The organism is Nitratidesulfovibrio sp. SRB-5 (assembly GCF_019931275.1).
GTDB lineage: Bacteria > Desulfobacterota > Desulfovibrionia > Desulfovibrionales > Desulfovibrionaceae > Cupidesulfovibrio.
Map to the genome: position 1 here is coordinate 805,833 of NZ_JAIOTY010000002.1, position 18,362 is coordinate 824,194.

Annotated in this window: 11 protein-coding genes and 1 tRNA gene; 3 read left to right on the plus strand and 9 right to left on the minus strand. The window is 68.7% G+C overall.

Translation table 11 applies throughout. The annotated features are described in order from the left end of the window. Nucleotides 1–111 precede the first annotated feature (111 nt). On the minus strand, nt 112–1,596 hold the full coding sequence (locus tag K6142_RS10845) for an aminopeptidase (RefSeq protein ID WP_223380844.1): 1,485 nt from the start codon (nt 1,594–1,596) through the stop codon (nt 112–114). 331 nt (nt 1,597–1,927) lie between these two features. On the opposite strand from K6142_RS10845, the gene K6142_RS10850 reads away from it, so the two are divergent. Continuing rightward, nucleotides 1,928–2,797 (plus strand): class I SAM-dependent methyltransferase, encoded by an 870-nt coding sequence (locus K6142_RS10850; protein ID WP_223380845.1) that lies wholly within the window; start codon nt 1,928–1,930, stop codon nt 2,795–2,797. 105 nt (nt 2,798–2,902) lie between these two features. Here the strand turns inward: K6142_RS10850 and K6142_RS10855 are convergent, their stop codons facing one another. From K6142_RS10855 to K6142_RS10865, 3 genes are all read right to left on the minus strand, one after another. Further along, a complete protein-coding gene (locus K6142_RS10855; protein ID WP_012612445.1) occupies nt 2,903–3,895 on the minus strand; it encodes a UDP-glucuronic acid decarboxylase family protein in 993 nt (330 codons plus the stop codon). Between the two features lie 81 nt (nt 3,896–3,976). After that, nucleotides 3,977–5,497: an L-seryl-tRNA(Sec) selenium transferase gene (selA, locus tag K6142_RS10860; RefSeq protein WP_190245564.1), complete on the minus strand. Its 1,521-nt coding sequence runs from the start codon at nt 5,495–5,497 to the stop codon at nt 3,977–3,979. Between the two features lie 45 nt (nt 5,498–5,542). After that, nucleotides 5,543–7,033, minus strand: a complete 1,491-nt coding sequence (locus tag K6142_RS10865) for a bifunctional folylpolyglutamate synthase/dihydrofolate synthase (protein ID WP_223380846.1) — start codon at nt 7,031–7,033, stop codon at nt 5,543–5,545. Between the two features lie 586 nt (nt 7,034–7,619). Here K6142_RS10865 and K6142_RS10870 point away from each other — a divergent pair. Together K6142_RS10870 and K6142_RS10875 are read left to right on the plus strand one after the other, a co-directional pair. Then, nucleotides 7,620–7,696: transfer RNA gene (locus K6142_RS10870), tRNA-Arg, on the plus strand. A gap of 676 nt (nt 7,697–8,372) precedes the next feature. Continuing rightward, nucleotides 8,373–9,038, plus strand: a complete 666-nt coding sequence (locus tag K6142_RS10875; protein WP_190244713.1) for a metallophosphoesterase — start codon at nt 8,373–8,375, stop codon at nt 9,036–9,038. Nucleotides 9,039–9,187: 149 nt separating this feature from the next. Here K6142_RS10875 and K6142_RS10880 read toward each other — a convergent pair whose 3' ends face one another. From K6142_RS10880 to K6142_RS10900, 5 genes are read right to left on the minus strand one after another with little or no spacing between them, the layout of a single operon-like run. Continuing rightward, nucleotides 9,188–11,959 (minus strand): PEP/pyruvate-binding domain-containing protein, encoded by a 2,772-nt coding sequence (locus K6142_RS10880; protein WP_190244712.1) that lies wholly within the window; start codon nt 11,957–11,959, stop codon nt 9,188–9,190. 2 nt (nt 11,960–11,961) lie between these two features. Beyond that, entirely contained in the window at nt 11,962–14,526 is a 2,565-nt protein-coding gene (locus K6142_RS16570; RefSeq protein ID WP_190244711.1) for a PEP-utilizing enzyme, read from the minus strand. Nucleotides 14,527–14,536: 10 nt separating this feature from the next. Next, nucleotides 14,537–14,938 carry a response regulator gene (locus K6142_RS10890; protein WP_012611855.1) on the minus strand — a complete coding sequence of 134 codons (402 nt, stop codon included), beginning with the start codon at nt 14,936–14,938 and terminating at the stop codon, nt 14,537–14,539. After that, nucleotides 14,907–17,540 carry a PEP/pyruvate-binding domain-containing protein gene (locus K6142_RS10895; RefSeq protein ID WP_190244710.1) on the minus strand — a complete coding sequence of 878 codons (2,634 nt, stop codon included), beginning with the start codon at nt 17,538–17,540 and terminating at the stop codon, nt 14,907–14,909. The genes K6142_RS10890 and K6142_RS10895 overlap by 32 nt, the downstream gene beginning before the upstream one ends. A gap of 57 nt (nt 17,541–17,597) precedes the next feature. Continuing rightward, the gene (locus K6142_RS10900) at nt 17,598–18,362 is read right to left on the minus strand and encodes a TIGR02186 family protein (RefSeq protein ID WP_190244709.1); all 765 of its coding nucleotides are present in this window, start codon (nt 18,360–18,362) and stop codon (nt 17,598–17,600) included.

Consider the following 18,362-nt stretch of genomic DNA (forward strand, 5'->3'; position numbering starts at 1 on the left):
AGGCAGGCCGAGAGGAAAAACGTCCGCGCGCCGGTCCGGATCGGTACCGCAAGCCTCCTTTCGGGGCGCGGTGACCGGCGCGCGGGATGGATGTGTCGTCGCGGCGTCCGGCTACTTTTCCAGAAACGCCGTGTAGGCAAGGCGCGTGGCGTACAGGTCGGCCACGCTGGACAGTTCGAACGGGCTGTGCATGGACAGCACCGCCGGGCCGAAGTCGATGATGTCCATGCCGTAGGCGGCAAGGTACATGGCCACGGTGCCGCCGCCCCCGCCGTCCACGCGGCCAAGTTCCGCCATCTGCCACGGAATCTTGCGCCCGTTCAGCACGCCGCGCAGCCAGCCCACGTATTCCGGGTGGGCGTCGTTGGCCTCGTACTTGCCTCGGTGCCCGGTGAACTTGCAGAAGCACGGGCCGTGGCCGATGACGGCGGCGTTGAGCTTTTCGTGCAGTTCCTGCCAGTCGGGGTCGATGGCGGCGTGCACGTCGGCGGACAGGGCGCGGGTGGCCAGCATCACGTCGCTGAAGCGGGCGGCGGGCTGCCACGCGGCGATGAGGTCTTCGATGCAGTATTCGAAGAAGCGCGACTTGGCCCCGGTGGAGCCTTCCGAGCCGATCTCCTCCTTGTCCCAGAACAGCACGCACTGCGGCTGCTGCGGGTTTTCCGCCGCCAGCAGGGCTTCCAGCGCGGCGAACACGCAGATGCGGTCGTCCTGCCCGTAGCCGCCGACAAGGGAGCCGTCCAGCCCCACGTAGCGGGCGGGACCGGCGGGCACGGCCTGCAATTCCGCGGAGTACAGGTCTTCCTCGCGGATGGCGTATTTTTCGTGCAGCAGGGCCAGCATGCGCGCCTTGATCGGATCCTTGACGGGATCCTTGGGGGCGTCCTTCCTGGCGGTGCTGTCGGAGGCGGTGGCGTTGCCGTTGGCGGCATCAGGGGTAGTGGCGGCTGTTTCGGCAGAAGCTGCGGCATCACCGGCGGCTTCTTCCGTCACCGGCTTCGGCATGGGGCGGTGCCCCAGCACGATGTTCAGCTTTTCGCCCTCGAAGGCGTCGGCGATGGTCTGCCCGGCCTGCTTCTGGGCCAGGTGGGGCAGCAGGTCGGCGATGGTGAACACCGGTTCCGCCGGGTCTTCGCCCAGGGTGATGCGCACCGATTCGCCGCTTTCCTTCACCACCACGCCGTGCAGGGCCAGCGGGCGGGCCAGCCACTGGTACTTGCGGATGCCGCCGTAATAGTGGGTCTTGGCCTGGCCGATGCCCGCCTGTTCCAGCAGCGGGCGCTGCTTCAGGTCCAGCCGGGGGGTGTCCGCGTGCGCGCCGATGAGCCGCAGGCCCTGCGAAAGCGGGGCGCGGCCCTTGCGGGCGATGAACACGGTCTTGCCCTTGAACACCCGGTAGACCTTGTCGTGGGCGAAGTTTTCGGTGTAGCCCGCCGCGCGCAACCGCGTGACCACGTAGTCCACGGTTTCGCGTTCGGTCTTGCAGCGGGACAGGAAGTCCACGTAGCGGTCGGCCAGTTCGCGCATGGCGGCCTGATGCTCGTCGCTGGCGTAGGCTTCCCAGCAACTGGTGGTCTCGAAGTCGAGTTTGTCCATGGGAGTTCCTTGGGGGGATCCTTTCGGGGAAATACCCGTATGTGGCGCGGCGCGGGGCCGCGAAGGTGTCGCGAGTGGCACGGCGTTGGGCAACGCCGCGAAGGACTAGGTAATATCTCTTGCGGCGGGGGGCAACAGGTGGGGTGGGGGGAAGGGGGATGCCTGTCGGCAGGGGCACCGGGAGACGGGCGGCAAAACAGGCAAGGAGTGCGCGGCGCACGTGAGGCCGAGCGTACGCGAAAAGCCGGAGGGACGGGGATGTTTTGCGTTGCAAGGGAAAGTGCACTATCTTGACGCACGGCCCCCCATACCATCAGCAGTCGAGCATACCGTGAACGATCCCAAATACATGGCCTTGCTGCATCACCTGGCGTCGCTCAAGGAATCGGGCGCGTTGCTCGAACTGGACGATCCCTATCCCGTACGGCCCGTCAGCAGATGGGGGCACGGAAAACCGTTGCACCAGGGGTTGGTGAGCCTGTTCGACGCCCGCAGGGCGGACTACGTTCCGGTGCTGGAAGCCATCGCCCGGCACGAACCCGCATTCAGGGCCATACCCGCCGAGGCTCCGGCGGACCTCGTCAGCCCGTACTGGAACAACGGCTGGCTGCCGCCGCTGGACGGCATGAGCATCTATGCGCTGGTGGCGGAACGCCGCCCCGCGCGGTTCATTGAGGTGGGGTCCGGAAATTCCACCAAATTCGCGGCCAGAGCCATATGCGACCACGGGACGTCCACGCGCATCGTGTCCATCGACCCCAGCCCCCGCGCGGAAATCGACGGACTGTGCGAAACCGTCATCCGTTGCCCGCTCGAAGACATGGACCCCGCGTTCTTCGCCACCGTCACCGCTGACGACCTCGTCTTCGTGGATTGCAGCCACAGGGCCTTGCAGAATTCCGACGTGACGGCCTTTTTTATGGACGTCCTGCCCTTGCTTCCGGCGGGGTGCGTATTCGGGGTGCACGACATCTGCCTGCCCGCCGACTACCCGCCAGGGTGGGAAAAGCGCTACTACAGCGAGCAGTACATGCTGGCCACCTTGCTGCTGTACGGGGCGCAGGGGTTCGACATCCTGCTGCCGAGCTACCATGTTTCGCTGAAGCCCGAACTGCGCCAGCCGCTGCAATCCGTGGAGTCCTTCCTGCAAGGGGTGGGCGCCGGATGCTTCGGCAGCATCTGCTGGCTGCGCAAGCGCTAGCGGGTGCTGCCCGCGAGGTGACACCGCAGGACATGTCCCGAACGACAAAACCGCCCGTTGAGGGCGGTTTTGTCGTTGTTTCGCAGGAAGGGCGGGCGCGTGGGGCTACACCTCCGCCCCTTCCGCCCGCCGCGAGCGCAGCAGTCCCTCGAAATACTCCACGGTCTTCCGCAGCCCCTCTTCCATGCTCACCTTGGGCTCCCAGCCCAGCTTCTCGCGCGCCTGCGCAATGTCGGGGCGGCGGCGGCGCGGGTCGTCCTGCGGCAGCGGGCGGAAGTCGATGGTGGAGCGCGAGTTGACGAACTCGATGATGATCTCGGCCAGGTTCAGGATGGTGCGTTCTTCGGGGTTGCCGAGGTTCACCGGCAGGTGCGCGTCGTCCGGGGCGTGCATCAGCGCGGTCAGGCCGTCCACCATGTCGTCCACGTAGCAGAACGAGCGGGTCTGGCTGCCGTCGCCGTAGATGGTGATGGGCTTGTCCTGCAAGGCTTGCAGGATGAAGTTGCTGACCACGCGGCCATCGTTGGGGTGCATGCGCGGCCCGAAGGTGTTGAAGATGCGCGCGATGCGGATGGGCACCCCGTGCTGGCGGTGGTAGTCCGTGAACAGGGTTTCGGCGCAGCGTTTGCCTTCGTCGTAGCAGGAGCGAGGGCCGATGGGGTTCACGCGGCCCCAGTAGTCTTCGGTCTGGGGGTGGGTTTCCGGGTCGCCGTAGACCTCGCTGGTGGAGGCCTGGAGGATGCGCGCCTTTACCCGCTTGGCCAGTCCCAGCATGTTGATGGAGCCGTGCACGCAGGTCTTGGTGGTCTGCACGGGGTCGAACTGGTAGTGGATGGGCGACGCCGGGCAGGCCAGGTTGTAGATTTCGTCCACTTCCACGTACAGCGGAAAGGTGATGTCGTGGCGCAGCAGCTCGAAGCGCGGATGGTCCTGCATTTCCTGCACGTGGTCGCGCGAGCCGGTGAAGAAGTTGTCCACGCACAGCACTTCCGCACCCCTGTCCAGCAGGCGGCGGCACAGGTGCGAGCCGATGAACCCCGCGCCCCCGGTGACCAGGATGCGCTTGCGGGCCAGTTCCTTGAATTCGCCTTGTTGCATGGGGGCTCCTGTGCCGTCGGTCTGGCGGGGCTGGGGGGCGGGACGAAAAGAGAGACGGGCGCGCCGTATACCCGCGTCGTGCTAGCCGCGCCGGGAGCGCGGCGCACGTTTGCCTAGCCGCGCCGCGTTCGGCGTGTCAGGCAGGCCCAGCGCCTGCGCCAGCGCGGCGGCTGCCAGGGGAAATTCCGTATCGTCCAGGGTGCGCGGGTCCAGGCGGAAGGTATCGTCCTCCAACCTGCCTACCAGTGGAGGATCGGTGTCCAGCAGCCGTTCCTTCAGCGCGGTGGCGGAACAGGCCGCCGGGGCCACGCTGACCAGCGTGGTGGGCAGGTCGCGTTCCGGAAAGGAACCGCCCCCCACCCGCGATACGCCGGGGGCAAGGCCGATGGTGGCCGCATCGCCCAGCGCGGTGCGCAGCCGCGCGGCCAGCCTGCGCGCCCGCCGGGCCAGTTCGTCCGCCGGGGCGGTCATCATGTGCAGGGTGGGCACCTTGCGGCGGGCCAGCTCCGGGTCCAGATACAGGCGCAGGGTGGCTTCCAGCGCGGCCAGGGTCATCTTGTCGATGCGCAGGGCGCGGTTGAGCGGGTTGCGCTTGATGCGCGCGATGATCTCGCGCCGCCCCACGATAAGCCCGGCCTGCGGGCCGCCCAGCACCTTGTCGCCCGAAAAGCTGACCACGTCGGCCCCGTCGGCCACCACTTCGCGCACGGTGGGTTCGCCATGCAGGCCCCACGGGGTGAAATCCAGAAAGCTGCCGCTGCCAAGATCCTCGATGACCGGCAGGTTGCGCGCCCGGCCCAGCGCCACCAGTTCCGCCAGCGGCACTTCCTTGTGGAAGCCGGTGATGCGGTAGTTGGAGGTGTGCACCTTCAGCAGGGCCACGGTGCGCTCGTTGATGGCGTTCTCGTAGTCGCGCAGATGGGTGCGGTTGGTGGCGCCCACCTCGCGCAGCACCGCGCCGCTTTTTTCCATGACTTCCGGGATGCGGAAGCTGCCGCCGATTTCCACCAGCTGCCCGCGCGAAACCACCACCTCGCCGCCCTTGCACAGGGTGTCCAGCACCAGCAGCACGGCGGCGGCGTTGTTGTTGACCACAAGGCCCGCCTCTGCCCCGGTGACCTTGCACAGCAGTTCTTCCACGTGGGAATAGCGGCTGCCGCGTTCGCCGGTGGACAGGTCGAACTCGAGGTTCGAATAGTTGGCGCAGGCCTCGGCCACGGCGGCGGTGGCTTCTTCCGCCAGCAGGGAACGACCGAGGTTGGTGTGGATGACCACGCCCGTGGCGTTGAGCACGCGGCGGAAATGGGGACGCGCGGCGCGCAGCACGTGCGCCATCAGCGCGGGCAGCAGCGCCTGCGTGGAGAGGGCGGCGGCGTCGGTGATTGTTCCGGCCCGGATGGCCTCGCGGCACTGGTCGAGAAAGGCGTTGACCAGGTCGCGCAACAGCGGGCGCGGCAGGGCGGCCAGGTCGGCCTGTGCGGACTGCGCATATCGTGCGGTCTGCCCGGATGCGGCGGGCGTTCCCGGCCCGGCCTGTTCCGGATGTGCCAGGGCGTTTAGCAGGGCGTCCATGGAGGGCAGGGACCGGAACAGGTTCGACACGTGGGGCTCCTTGCTGGCGATGCGGCGAATACGGGGCGCGGCCTGTCAGTTGCCGGAGTGCGGCGGGCCGGGTGGTGTTTCCGGTGCGTCGTCCGGATGTGTGGCCGACGAGGCGGCTGGGGGGGCGCCCGGTGATGTGTCCGGTGACGTGCCCGGTGACCTGTTCGAGTGCTCTGCGGGCACTTCGCAGGTGCCGCCAGCACCGCGCGATTCCAGACAATCGGGCCGAAGTGTAAAGAACTCGCCGAGCAAATACAAGGAGCCGCACAACAGCACCGGGCCTTGCGGGGCAAGGGCGGTGGCCTCGGCCAGCGCGGCGGCCATGTCCGGCACGGCGCGGGCGGCGGGGCCCAGCAGGGTTGCCAGGTCTTCGCCGCGCGCGGCGCGGGCGTTGTTGCGGATGGTGGGCACCAGCACGGGCGCGTCCCCGGCAATGCGGCGCACCTCTTCGGCCACGGCTGCCAGGTCCTTGTCGGCCAGACACGAGAAGATAACCACGGCGGGGCGCGCGCACTGGTCGGCCAGAGCCGCGCGCAAGGCGACCAGTCCGTGGGCGTTGTGCGCGCCGTCAATGACAAGGCGCGCAGGCATGTCGGGCATGCCGGGCGCTTTGGGAGCCACGGGTGCATCCGTTTCGTCCGCCCCATCCGCGTCGTACGGTTCGGCGGCGGGTCGCTCCACCCATTGCAGGCGACCGGGAATCCACGCCTCGGCCAGGCCCCGGTGTACGGCATCTTCGTGCGATTCCCAGTCGTTGGCCGTGGCCAGGGTGGTCCATGCGGCCAGGGCCACCAGCGCGTTGGTGCGCTGGTGCGGCCCGGCCAGGCCCAGTTCCGCTTTGGCGGGCAGCCGGGCCACGTCGTCGGCCTCGTGCAGGGTTGCGCCGCAGGCGTCCGCCGCCGCGCGCAGTTCGTTCATGGCGTCCGCTGGCTGGGGCGCGGTGACGGCGGGCACGCCGGGCCGCAGCGCGCCGGCCTTGTCGGCGGCAATGGCGGCGATGGTGGGGCCCAGTACGGCCTGATGGTCCAACCCGATGGGTGTCACACAGACCACGTCGGCGGCCACGGCGGTGGTGGCGTCGTGTGCGCCGCCAAGGCCGGCCTCCAGCACGGCAAGCTGCACGTCTGCCTCACGGAAGGCCAGCAGGCAGAGCACGGTGAGGAATTCGAAATAGGTCAGAGCCTCGCCGCCCGCCGCCATGACCCGATTGGCCAGGCCCGGCCACTGGTTGGCAGCCAGCATGGACCCGTCGATGCGGATGCGTTCACGCGGGGTGACGAAGTGCGGCGAGGTGTACAGCCCGGTGCGCAGGCCGTGCGCCGTGCCGATGGCGGCGAGAAACGTGGACGTGGACCCCTTGCCGTTGGTGCCCACCACCTGGGCCACGGTGAAGGGAGGCGCGGCGAGGGACAGCGCGTCCAGCACGCGTTCCATGCGGCCAAGGCCAAGGTCCATGTGGAACATGCCCAGCCTGTCCAGGTGGGACTGCACGTCGTCGTACGTGGCGAAGGGAGATGCGGCGGAAACGTGTGTCATGGTGAGCGTGCCTGTAAAAGGAGCGGAAGCGTGCCCGGCAGCCGTACATGCGGAAGGGGCGCATCTCTTCCGGTAGGACGCCGGGCGGGGCGCGTCAAGCAGGGGAACGGATTGCATGTGGAAGGTGGGGAGGGTGCGGGGGGGAGGGAAACGATGCGAAGCGGGCATGGTGGCGCATCCGAACGGGAAGAGGCGGTGCGGGGCGGCGGAGCGGATGCCGACGAGACTTGCGTGATTGGAGGGGGGATGCGTTGAGCCGGAGTGGTTGGTGTGGTCGGATGGCCCGGACGCATTGTTTTGGGGCGCCACGGCTGGGCGAGCGGCTGTCCGGTGCGCTGGCGGGCGTTGATCGCCTATGGGGGGCGGGAGTGCGCGGGGAGTGCGCGGAGGTGCGGTGGGCAAGAAACGGATACTCGGGAGGCTGCCTTGCGGTCCGTATTCCGGCACAGCCACCATTTGGTTCCGGCCTGCTCCCCCCCAAAAAAACACCACCACCTCCACGCAAACACCGTGTCACCCCACCCTTGCCCCACCCTTGCCCTTGACCGGCGGCAACGGCTCGGCTAGAAAAATCCCCTCCCGTCACGCGCCCGTAGCTCAGTTGGACAGAGCAGGAGCCTTCTAAGCTCTTGGCCGGGGGTTCGAATCCTCCCGGGCGCGCCAGTAAAAAAACGGCTAGTCATGCACGTAAGCATGGCTGGCCATTTTTGCATTTTGGAATCTCTCCCACTCTCTACCACCTTCTGTGAGCCGTCGCCATAGTTGAGAAATTTCGCCATGTGAGTTGAGAATGCTGGTTTCTCAGGTCGGGTGGCAGGCGTCATGCTCGCCGCGCGCGGGGCGTGGGGGGCAGGCCTGCCCTCTTTTCGTTGATATGTGCAATGCGCACGGCAAGGAGACATCAGTGGCACCCGATGCATGCTGGGTACTTGGAGCGTTCGCCGAGCTTGCCCCGACTTGACCTGAGACGCCTTCTGGAACGAAGGAGGGAATGTCGTTCTGGTGGAAGTGCAAACGAACCATCAATCGGGTACCATGCTCATGGAGTTCCTCTCTGGGGGGCAACCAGAACATTACCCGGCACAAGGCAGGGCGTCTTGATTTTATGAGGGAATCTGAAAGGATACCCAGCAAGGCTGCATGATGGTGCTTTTGGGGGATGTCTTTTCCCGGTATCAGGCGGCACGGGATGCCGGGAGAAAGTGCAGTTCAAGGTCAGCCTCCGAAAGCCGAATCTGCATGGCCGGGGCGAGGAAGCCCCGGAGCATGCTGTCTGATCGAAGTTGAATTGCTACCTGCGACTGCCAACGCTCAGGATTTTGCAACGTTGCACGAACCGATGCCCCACCAGACCCGTACCTTTGCCTTGGGCGACATCCATGGCTGCCGTGACCGACTGGAGGCGCTGCTGCGCCGCCTGCCGCTGGACCGCGAGCGGGACACAGTGGTGTTTCTGGGCGATTACGTGAACCGGGGGCCGGACAGCAGGGGCGTCATCGACCTGCTGTTGGGGGTGCAGCGCACCTGTCCGGGCGCAGTCTTTCTGCGCGGCAACCACGAACAGATCCTGCTGGATTACGCGGATACGGGCGATGCGGACCTGCTGCCGCTGCTGCGCTTTCTAGGGGTGGAAGCAACCCTGCGCAGTTACGGTGTGGATACGCCGCACCGGCTGGCCGGGCTGGCCTGCCTGCCGCCGGAGCACACGGCCTTCCTGCGCGGGCTGGCCTTTGCGCACGAAACACCCACCCACGTCTTCGTGCATGCCGATCCGGGGCTGACCGACGACCCGCGCAGCGAAACCCAGCGCCTGGACAGCCGCCGCCTGGTGCGGCGGGACATGGCCCCGCACGACCATATCGGTGGGCGCACCGTGGTCTTCGGGCACAGTTCCTTTGCCACACCGCTGGTGGCTCCGGGCCGCATCGGCATCGATACGGGCGCGGGCGGCGGGCACATGCTCACCGCACTGGAGCTGCCCGCCCTGCGTTTCCACCACGCCTGAGCGGCGGCGTGTTCTTGCAGAGTGCGTGCGGGCGTCTTTTCCGCCAACGCCTGCTTGTCAGGCCCGACTCGGCTTGTGTGCTGTGGGCCGAACCGACAGCCTGCCCAGCTTCTCCCCATCTCGCGTTGTCCGGTTCCGGCTTGTCGCCGTCACTTCTGTCCTGAACCGGTCGTGGCGTCGTGTCCGGCATTCAACCCGGCGGCATCCCGCAACACCCGCGCGTCCTTGGTGTCGTACCTGCCGGACAGGAAGGCCCGTGCGAACAGCGCCGGAGTCTCGTCGTCGGTCATGGCCGCGTCCAGCAGGCGGGTGTAGCCCAGCAACCGTCCCAGCAGCACCAGCCGTTGCCGCATCACACCGGCGGGTTCCCCTGCCAGCGAGGCCGTGAGCAGATCGTCCACTGCCGCCGTGAAGAATCCGGCCCCGGCCAGCACCTCGCGCATGAAGGCAATGCGCCGCGCCCGGCGCGCCCCGCCCGTGCCGCCGCCCTTGAACCGGAAGCGGATGTGGTTTTCGCGCGGGTTGTCGGTACACAGCGCATCCAGCATGGCAAAGTGGTATTCCACCCGCGCGTTGAGGTTGCAGTAATCGCGCGAGACCAGCGCATAGTTGAAATCCCCCACAGGCCTCTCGCCGCGCCCGTCCAGCAGCGCGCGCGACAGCAGCCCGGCGGGCACGCCCCCATCGGGCGGGCCCCAGGCCAGCCCCGGCGTGGTCAACCCCTCGCACAACGCCGCGAACGGCACCGAGGCCACGTCTTCCGGAATGGCCTGCAGCGCCGTGCCCCTCGTATTGCCTCGTGCCCCTCCGCTGGCCGCTCCGTTCCGGAAACCGCCGCCCACATCGATGGCCAGCACGTGGAAGGGCACGCCCAGTTCCACGCGTCGTAACAGGGTTCCCGCCGTCTCCATCACCTCGTCCCCGGCCCGGAACATGGCCAGAACGGCCTTTTCGTGCACGTAACGCACGATGTCGTGCAGCGAACGGCATTCCCGTTCGTTGAACGTGGGGCCGTAAGCGTCGGTAAGGTTCAGCGGCACGACCAGCGAGCGCAGTTCCCGTTCGCCGGGCGTCTCCCTGTCGTGCGGGGTGCGCCTTCGCGCGGCCTCGCGCCGGGTGGCGGCCAGCACGCCGTCCCACAGGGCGTCGGGCACTTCCAGCACGGCCCCGCGCCCTGCGTCCACCAGCACGCCTGCGCCTTCGGCCAGATTCATGGCCCCTGCCACCCCCACCAGCATGGGGATGGCGCGTTCGCGGGCCACGCACGAAAGATGGTCTGCCGGGTTCCCGGCCTCCACCATGATGGCCGCGTAGCCGTCCAGATGCGTTGCCGCGTCGGGGATGCTGTGCGGCAGTACCAGTACGGCTGGGGCGTCGTTGTGTGGTGCGGCATCGCCGCCGGTATCGCCACTTTTGCCAGCGCCGCCGGTTCCATTGTGTCCTGTTGCCGCGGTCCCGTTCGGCGGCGCGAATTCGCGGGGCCTGTGCGCCAGGTGTGCCCGCCCCAAGGCCCTGCCCGGCGAGGCGCAGGCCCCGCGCAGCAGCGGCGCGCCGTCCATGCCGTCCTGATGCGCGGCGGATGGGGGCCGGGTCCCGGCCATGCGCAGGGGGCGGGCCTGCAACAGAAGCACCGCGCCGGTGGCTTCATGCACTGCCCATTCGATGTCCTGCGGGCCGTCCTCCACGCCTTCCACCATGCGGGCCAGCCGCACCAGCGTGGCCAGTTCCGGCGGCGACAGCGTGGGGGCTTCGGCGTCTTCCGGGGGGACAGGACGCCGGACCAGCGTGCCGTCCGGTTCCAGTGTTTCGCGCAGGGTCTTGCGGGCGATGCGTGTTTCCACGTCGCCCGCCCGCACCGCCGCCGGGTCACGCGCGGGCAGGTAGACGTCCGCCGGGGCGGCCCCGTCCACGGCCAGCGTGCCCAGGCCCGGCACGGCCACCACCAGCATGCGCTCGTCGTCGGCCTGATAGCTGCCCGGCGAACGGGCAGGGTCGCGCGTGAACAGCACCCCGGCGGTGCGGGCGGGCACCATGGCCTGGCACAGCACGGCCATGTCCGCCTCGCCGCGCGGCAGGCCCATGTGCCGCCGGTAGGCCAGGGCGCGCTGGCCAAAGGCACTGGCTGCCACTTCGCGCAGGGCGTCCAGCAGTGCTTCCGGCGTGCGGACGCCCAGCACCGTGGCGTATTGCCCGGCAAAGGAATGCTCTGCCCTGTCCTCCGCCGTGCCGCTGCTGCGCGCCGCCAACAGCAACGGACCGTGCTCCGGGGGCAGGCCTGCCGCCAGATCAGCCCATGCCCGGCGCACCGCCTGTTCCACTTCGGCGGGCATGGGGGCGGCCAGGATGGCTTCGCGGATGCGCGCGGTGGTCACCGCAAGGCTGCCCGGATCGGCCTCGGCCACGTCCAGCAGGCGGCGCAGCTGTGCCTCCAGCCCCGGCGCGGCCAGCAGGCGGGCCACCGCCGTGGCGGTAACCACGAACCCGGGCGGCACCGGCAGCCCGTAGCCGCGCAGCCGTGCCAGCGTGGCGGCCTTGGTGCCTGCCAGACCGGCCTGTTCCGGCGGCAGGTCGTCCAGTGAAAGACACAGAATCTCCCCCTCCCGCGCCGGGTCAGTGTCCGCGCCCAGTTGCTCCACCCGCCCCGCGATGCCCCCGTACGCCCCGAACAGGCCGGGATGCGCCCCGTCGGACAGCAGGTCCAGGCCGTCCACCAGCTCGCCGGTCAGCGAGACCAGTTCTTCCACCAGTTCGCGGCGGGTAGTGCCTGATGTGCCGTCGAAACCGGCCAGGCATTCCAGCGCCCGCCCGTTGTTTTCCAGCAGGATGCGGAAGGCGTGATAGCGGGCTTTCAGCGTGTCCAGCGCCGCTGCCTGCCGCGCGGCCCTGCGTGCGCGCCAGCGTTCCAGAAGGTGGTGCAGCATGGTCAACCCCGTGCCTGCCGCTGCGAATGTTCGCGCAGCAGGCGGAAATCCGTGGCCGCGCGCACCAGGTCGGCGTCGTCGTTCAAGGTGGTGTCCACCTGCCGGGTAAAGGCCGTCAGCATGCCCAGCGCGCCCACGGCGTCGCGCAGGGCGGCGTGTTCCATGGCGCGCAGCCTGCCGGTGACCATGTCGCCGCGCATGCGGGTGGCGAAGCCAAGCTCTTCCAGCACGTTGCGTACAAGATGGGCGCGGCGCACCCGCCGGGCCGGATCGGCCATGCCCCCCGCAAAGCGGAAATAGGCGTGGTTGCGGTTGGGATTGTCGCTCAGCAGCACGTCCAGCACGGTGAAATGGTAGCCGAGACGCAGGGTGAGGTTGAGGTAGTCGCGCCCGGCGATGGCCAGGTTGGCCCCGGTGGCGGCCCACTCTGCATGCGGTCCGGCCCCGTTCGCGGCATTGCCCGCCCCGCCAGCCATCCCGGACAGGATGTCGCCCGCGCGCAGCCGGGCAGGGCGGTGGGACCACGCGCCCTCTGCGCGCAACCCGTCCAGAAAGGCCAGCAGGGGCGCGCTGCGCACGGCGGACAGGTCCATCCATGCGTCGCCCCCCGACAGTGCGCCCGCCCCGTCCGCCATGCCGGGCGGCACGGCCACGCCGTCGCCCACGTCCAGCAGGCGCAGGTCCAGCGGCAGGTTCAGCCGTACCCTGTGCACGCGCGGCGCAGCCAGTTCGGGGCGGGTGTCGCGCAGGTTGATCAGCGCCTCCACGGACATTTCGTGGCAGAAGTGCAGGATGTCGTGGTAGGTGCGGCAGCCCGCCGGAGAAAAGTCGGGCGCGTCGGGGTCCACCAGGTCCAGCGGGGCCACCAGACGCAGCAGGCGGCGCAGGGTGCGGTATTCCGGCGCGGCGGGGTGCAGGTCTTCGTTCGCGTCCGTGGTGTGCAGCAGCCCTTCCACCGCGCCCTGGTAGAGCACCGTGCCGCCTGCGTCCAGGGTGACGATGTCGCCTGGCCTGGCTGCGTCGCACACGCCGGGCATGCCGAACACGGCGGGTACGCGCAGTTCGCGCGCCACGGTGGCCAGATGACCGGCGGTGGTGCCGAATTCGGTGACCAGCCCGGCCAGCCTGCCAAGCAGGGGGGCCAGGTTGGGCGAGGCGGCGCGCGCCACGCCGATGCCGCCCAGCGGGCAGTCCTCCGGTCTGGTGGCTTCCGTCAGGCGCACCACGCCGCCCGCGGCCACGCCCATCTGTACGGTCTGTCCGCCGTGCCGCAGTATGTGCATGGCGTGGGCGTCGTCCGCGTTGCCTTCCGAATCGGCTGGTTCCTCCGGCTGGTCCTGCGGGTTTGTCGCCAGCCGCACCGTGGACGGGTGAACCCCCAGCAGCACGCAGCGTCCCTCCGGGTCCATGCCCCAGCGTAGTTCCACCGGTTGCCCGGCCAGGCGTTCCGCCGCCATGGCCAAGCCGGCCAGCCCCTGCAGGAAGGGCGGCTCCAGCAGGGCGGAGCCGCGCAGCAGGCCGCGCAGCGAATCGGAAGGAGCCAGCGGCTCGTGGCCGTCCGGCAGGGGGGCATTGGCGGCGCGTTGGGGAATTTCGCAACACAGCAGGTCGAAGGGATGCACCCGCGACAGGGCGTAGCGGTCGGTGGACACGCGGGGGGCGTGCTCCGCTGCGTCTCCAGAGGAAAACCGGGCCTCCACCAGCACGGCATGGCGCACAGGCCCCATGGGCGCGTGGCTGTGCAGCCAGCCGGAAACGGGCAGGGGAGATTCCGGCAGGATCAGGGCCACCTCGCCATGGGCGCTGCCCGCCTTGCCTGTCGTCGCGGCATCACCCGTCACGTCCCGCAACATATCCTGCAATGCAGGGGACAGCATGTCGGGGGCCACCCCGGTACGTTCCGCTTCGCGCTCCGCCGGGCGGCCTGTCTCGTCCACCGCGCTGATCCGCAGGGTGAAGGATGCGGTGCCGCTGCCCATCCGCACGGCCCGGTCGTGCAGGTCTCGCGCAACGACTTCGGCGTTGGCGCCACCGACCGCAAGCACCGCGCAGCCGGTCGTGCCCGTCACCAGCGCATCCGCGATGCGCGCCCCGTGGTGGCGGGCCAGCCGGGCCAGGCATGCCGCCTCGAATCCTGCCGTCGGTTCCTGCTCCCAATCCACGTCGCGCACGTCCGCAACCATGCCGGACAGGCTTCCCGCAGCCGCTCCCGCGCCCGTGTCCGAACCCGGTCCCGCGCCGTCCATGCCCGCCGCCAGCACGCCGCCCAGCGCACCGCGCAGTTCCTCGTACCTGTCGTACAGTGCCACGTAACCGTTCCCGGTCAGCGCGTTGAGGTTGTAGACCACGTGATGCACCAGCCGCGACAGTTCGTGCACCGAAGCCTCCAGAAAGGCCCGGTCGAAGATGTACGCGCCGCCGAGGGCTTGGTCCATTTCCGCCATGCGTTCCATCGCCTGCGTGTTGCAGGCCAGAATGCGCCGGAAGTTCTGGAACAGCGCCCGGATGCGCCAGCGGGTATCCGCCGGGGGCTGCGCGTTCGCGCGTCTGGAAAACGGCCACCACATGCGCGCCCCCCTACATGCCGTTTCCGGTGCTGCCCCCGCCGCGCAACTCCGCCTCGATGCGCCGTACGCAGTCCAGAATGTCGCCCAGCTTGAACGGCTTGGCCACGAAGTCGAACGCGCCCTTGCGGAACGATTCCTTGGCCGTGTCCAGCGTGGCGAACCCGGTAATGACCACGATGCGCGCCTGCGGCAGTATCTGGTGGGTACGTTCCACCACCTGCAGGCCGTCGGCCCCTTCCATCTTCAGGTCCGTGACCACCACGTCGAACGCGGTTTCTTCTATGCGCCGCAGGGCAGCGGCGCTGTCGGTGTAGGTCTCCACCTCGTAGCCCGCCTTCTGGAAGGCGGGTTTCAGCCGCTTGCAGACGATGGGTTCGTCGTCAAGCACCAGGATGCGCAGTCGTGACGGCATGTCCGCCTCCCTTCCGTTCGATCCGGTCGTCATGGTGTGTGGCGACGACAGTGGAAATTGCCTCCATGAAGGTCCGCACGTGGTCCGCCACCTGTGCGTCGCTGTGCATGCGGGCGTCCAGCTGGCGGGCATAGCCCACCAGTCCGCCCAGCATGCGCATGCGCAGCAGCATGCGCGGTTCCGACAGTTTCTTGATACGGCCTACCACGAGGTCGCCGTGAACCTCCACGCGAAAGTCGAAGCGTTCCAGCACCTCGGCCACGAAGCGGGCCCGGCGCGAGCGCCGCACCAGCTCCGTAACCCCGCCAAGGAACCGGAAGTAGATGTAGTTGTCGTTGATGGTGCTGCCTATGTAGGCGTCGATGATGTTGAAATGGTAGCCCAGGCGCATGTTCACGTTCATGTATTCGCGCAGCACCACGGCCAGGTTGCGGCCCACCTCGCGCGGGCCCGCCTGCGAGGCGCTGAAGGTGCGCGTGAAGCTGGACATGAAGCTGCCAAGGTCCACCGGCACCGGGGCCGTGTCCCACATGCCCGATTCGGTCAGCCCGTCCAGAAAGGCGCGCAGCGGCACGGAGCATACCTGCCCGGTGACCAGCCCAGCCTCTTCGGGCAGGCATTCGGTGCCGCCGCCCGCGTCGATGACGGTAAGCCCCAGCGGCGGGCCGTCCAGCAGGCGGCGGGCCGGGGCGTGGTGCAGCGCCTCGTGCCGCTGGCTGAGGTCCACCAGCGTTTCCACGGCCTTTTCGTGAATGTATCGGGTGATGTCGTGGTAGGTGCGGCAGGCCCTGGGCTTGAAGTCGTCGGAATGCGGGTCCACCAGGTTCAGCGGCGAGATGCGCTTCAGCAGGCGGCGCAGCAGCCGGTATTCGTACGATTCCTCGAACACGTCGGTCTCGGTCCGCTCGAAACGGTCCAGCTCCGCGATGCGCCCCCGGTAGATCACGTTCTGGGTGGCGTCGAGGGTGATTTCCTCGCCGTCGCGCAAGAGTTCGGTGGCCACTTCCGTGTTCACCACGGCGGGCACGCGCTGTTCGCGGGCGATGGTGGCCATGTGCCCGGTGGGCGAGCCCACGTCGGTGATGATGCCCTGCGCCCGCCGCATGACCCGCGCATAGCGCGGCGAGGTGTACTTGGACACCAGGATGCCGCCGTCGGGAAAGGTGTCGAGGTCCGTGGCGTGGTCCACCAGCACCACCCGGCCCACGGCCACCCCGCGCTGGGCCACCATGCCCCTGCCGGACAGGATGACCTCTGCCCGGCTGGTGGCGTCCTGCACCGGCACGCACAGGCCCGCGTCGCCCGTGGAGCACAGCGGGCGCGATTGCAGCACGTGCAGGTCGCCGTCGGCGTCGAAGGTCCATTCCACGTCCTGGGGACGCTTGTGATACCGTTCCAGCGACATGCCCGCGCGCGCCAGCTGCTCCAGTTGGGCGTCGGTCAGGCTGGGGGCGTCGCGCTGGTCGGCGGGCACGTCTTCCCGGGTCATGCCGCCCTTGGGCGCGGGCACCATTCGCCGCGTCTTGCGGGCGATTTCGCGGGTGGTGATCCGGTAGGGCGGGGTGCGTTCCAGCAGAAAGGTGTCGGTGGCCGTCTCGCCGCTCACCACGGCGGCGCCGCCGCCCCACGCGGCGCTGATGACCATGGCCTCGCAGTTGTCGCCCGCGTGCAGGGCGCAGGTGTACAGCACCCCGCTTGCCCTGCTGTGGGCCATAAGCTGGCAGCCCACGGCCATGGCCACCTCGGTTTCGCGAAAGCCCCTGTCCAGCCGGTAGCGCCACGCCTCCACGGAATAGACGCTGGCGATGACGTTCTTGTACGCCTCAACCACCCGGTCGGGCGGCACGTTCAGTTCCGTGGCGTACTGACCGGCAAAGCTGGCGTCGCCGTCCTCGCCCCAGGCGCTGCTGCGCAGGGCCAGGCGCAGGGGCTGCTTGCGGCGCATGCCCAGCACGTCCACCATGGCGTTGATCTGGGCCACCAGCCCCCACGGCAGTGGGGCATCGTGAATGCCGCGCTGCATGCGGTCGGAAAGTTCGCGCAGGCCGCCATCGGTGCCGTCCCAGTCCTGCATGCCGCGCTGGGCCTGCGCGAGCAGGCCGTTGCGGGTCATGAAGGCGAAGAAGGCCGCCGTGGTGATGGCAAAGCCGTCGGGCGTGCGCAGGTGCAGGCGGTTGGACAGGTCGCCCAGTTGGGCCAGCTTGCCGCCCACCTCGTCCTCGGCATCCGGGCCGATGTCGCGAAACGGCAGCACCAGCCGCCCCCCCTCGAAATGGTGGCGCCCGGCGATTTCTTCCTGCAACTGGTGCTGGATGCGCTCGAAGGCCAGGAACAGCTCCACGTTCTTGCGCTGGCCCAGCACGCTCATGTCCGAGATGAGCTTGAAGACGTGGTCGTCCAGTTGTTCGCAGGCATCGACGATGTACTGGCGGTCGAACACGTATTCGCCGCCCAGCTTGTCGCCCATGTCGGCCATCAGTTCGAGGATGCGGTTGTTGCGTTCGAGGATGCCCTTGAACTTCTTGAAGAGCAGCGCGAACGGCAGCCCCCGCGAACCGCGCCAGCGGGCGAGAAGGTCGGCCATGTGCGAGAGGATTCCCACGACTGCTCCGGGTTCGGGGGGCGGCGGGCCGCCCCCCGGTAGTGGCGGGGTGCCCTTTTAATGGGCGCCCTTGCTCTGAAACACCATTCCCACGGCCAACCCGGCCAGGATGGCCACCAGAGTGGCCAGCACGCCGTACAGCAGCCCCCGGTCGAAGGCCATGTGCGCGAGCCACGCGGGCGCGCCCACCAGTTCGGCCCGCACCGGTACGGAGGTGGAACCCACCACCTGTCCGTCGCGCAGGGCGAACACGTCTAGCGTGTAGGTGCCGGGCGACATGCGCGAGGGGATGGCCAGTTCGGCGGAGAAGGCCCCGTCGTCGGTGACGGTGATGCCGCCCACGCCTTCGCGGTACAGCCCGTCGTGCTGCTTCAGGCGCACCAGTTCGGCGGGCACGTCCAGTGTGTCGGCGCCTTGGGCTGCCGAGCCTTCTTCCTGCTGCACCCCGGCGCGCACGGCGTCGAGGCCAAGGCCGGTGCCGCCGATGTCCGCCAGCGGACGCGACGAGGTCACCAGATACACCGAGGGCACGTCGTGCAGGTGTACGGTGCCCATGTTCATCCATAGCAGGCCGAAGGCCTTGCCTTTCTGCCGCAGGGCCAGGTCGCCGGAAGCCCCGGTGAACCGGGCCACTATGGCGCTGCCGCGCGGCGCCTCGCCCGAGAAATGCAGGGTGGTGCCGGTGTACGAGGTGCCGATGACGATGTCGCCGGGCTTCACGGCCAGGGCCACGCCGCCGTCATCGGCGCGTGCCGTGGCGGCCAGCAGGCACAGGCACAGGAGAAGGCCGAAAATGATGTGCAGCGGATGCGTGCGACGCAT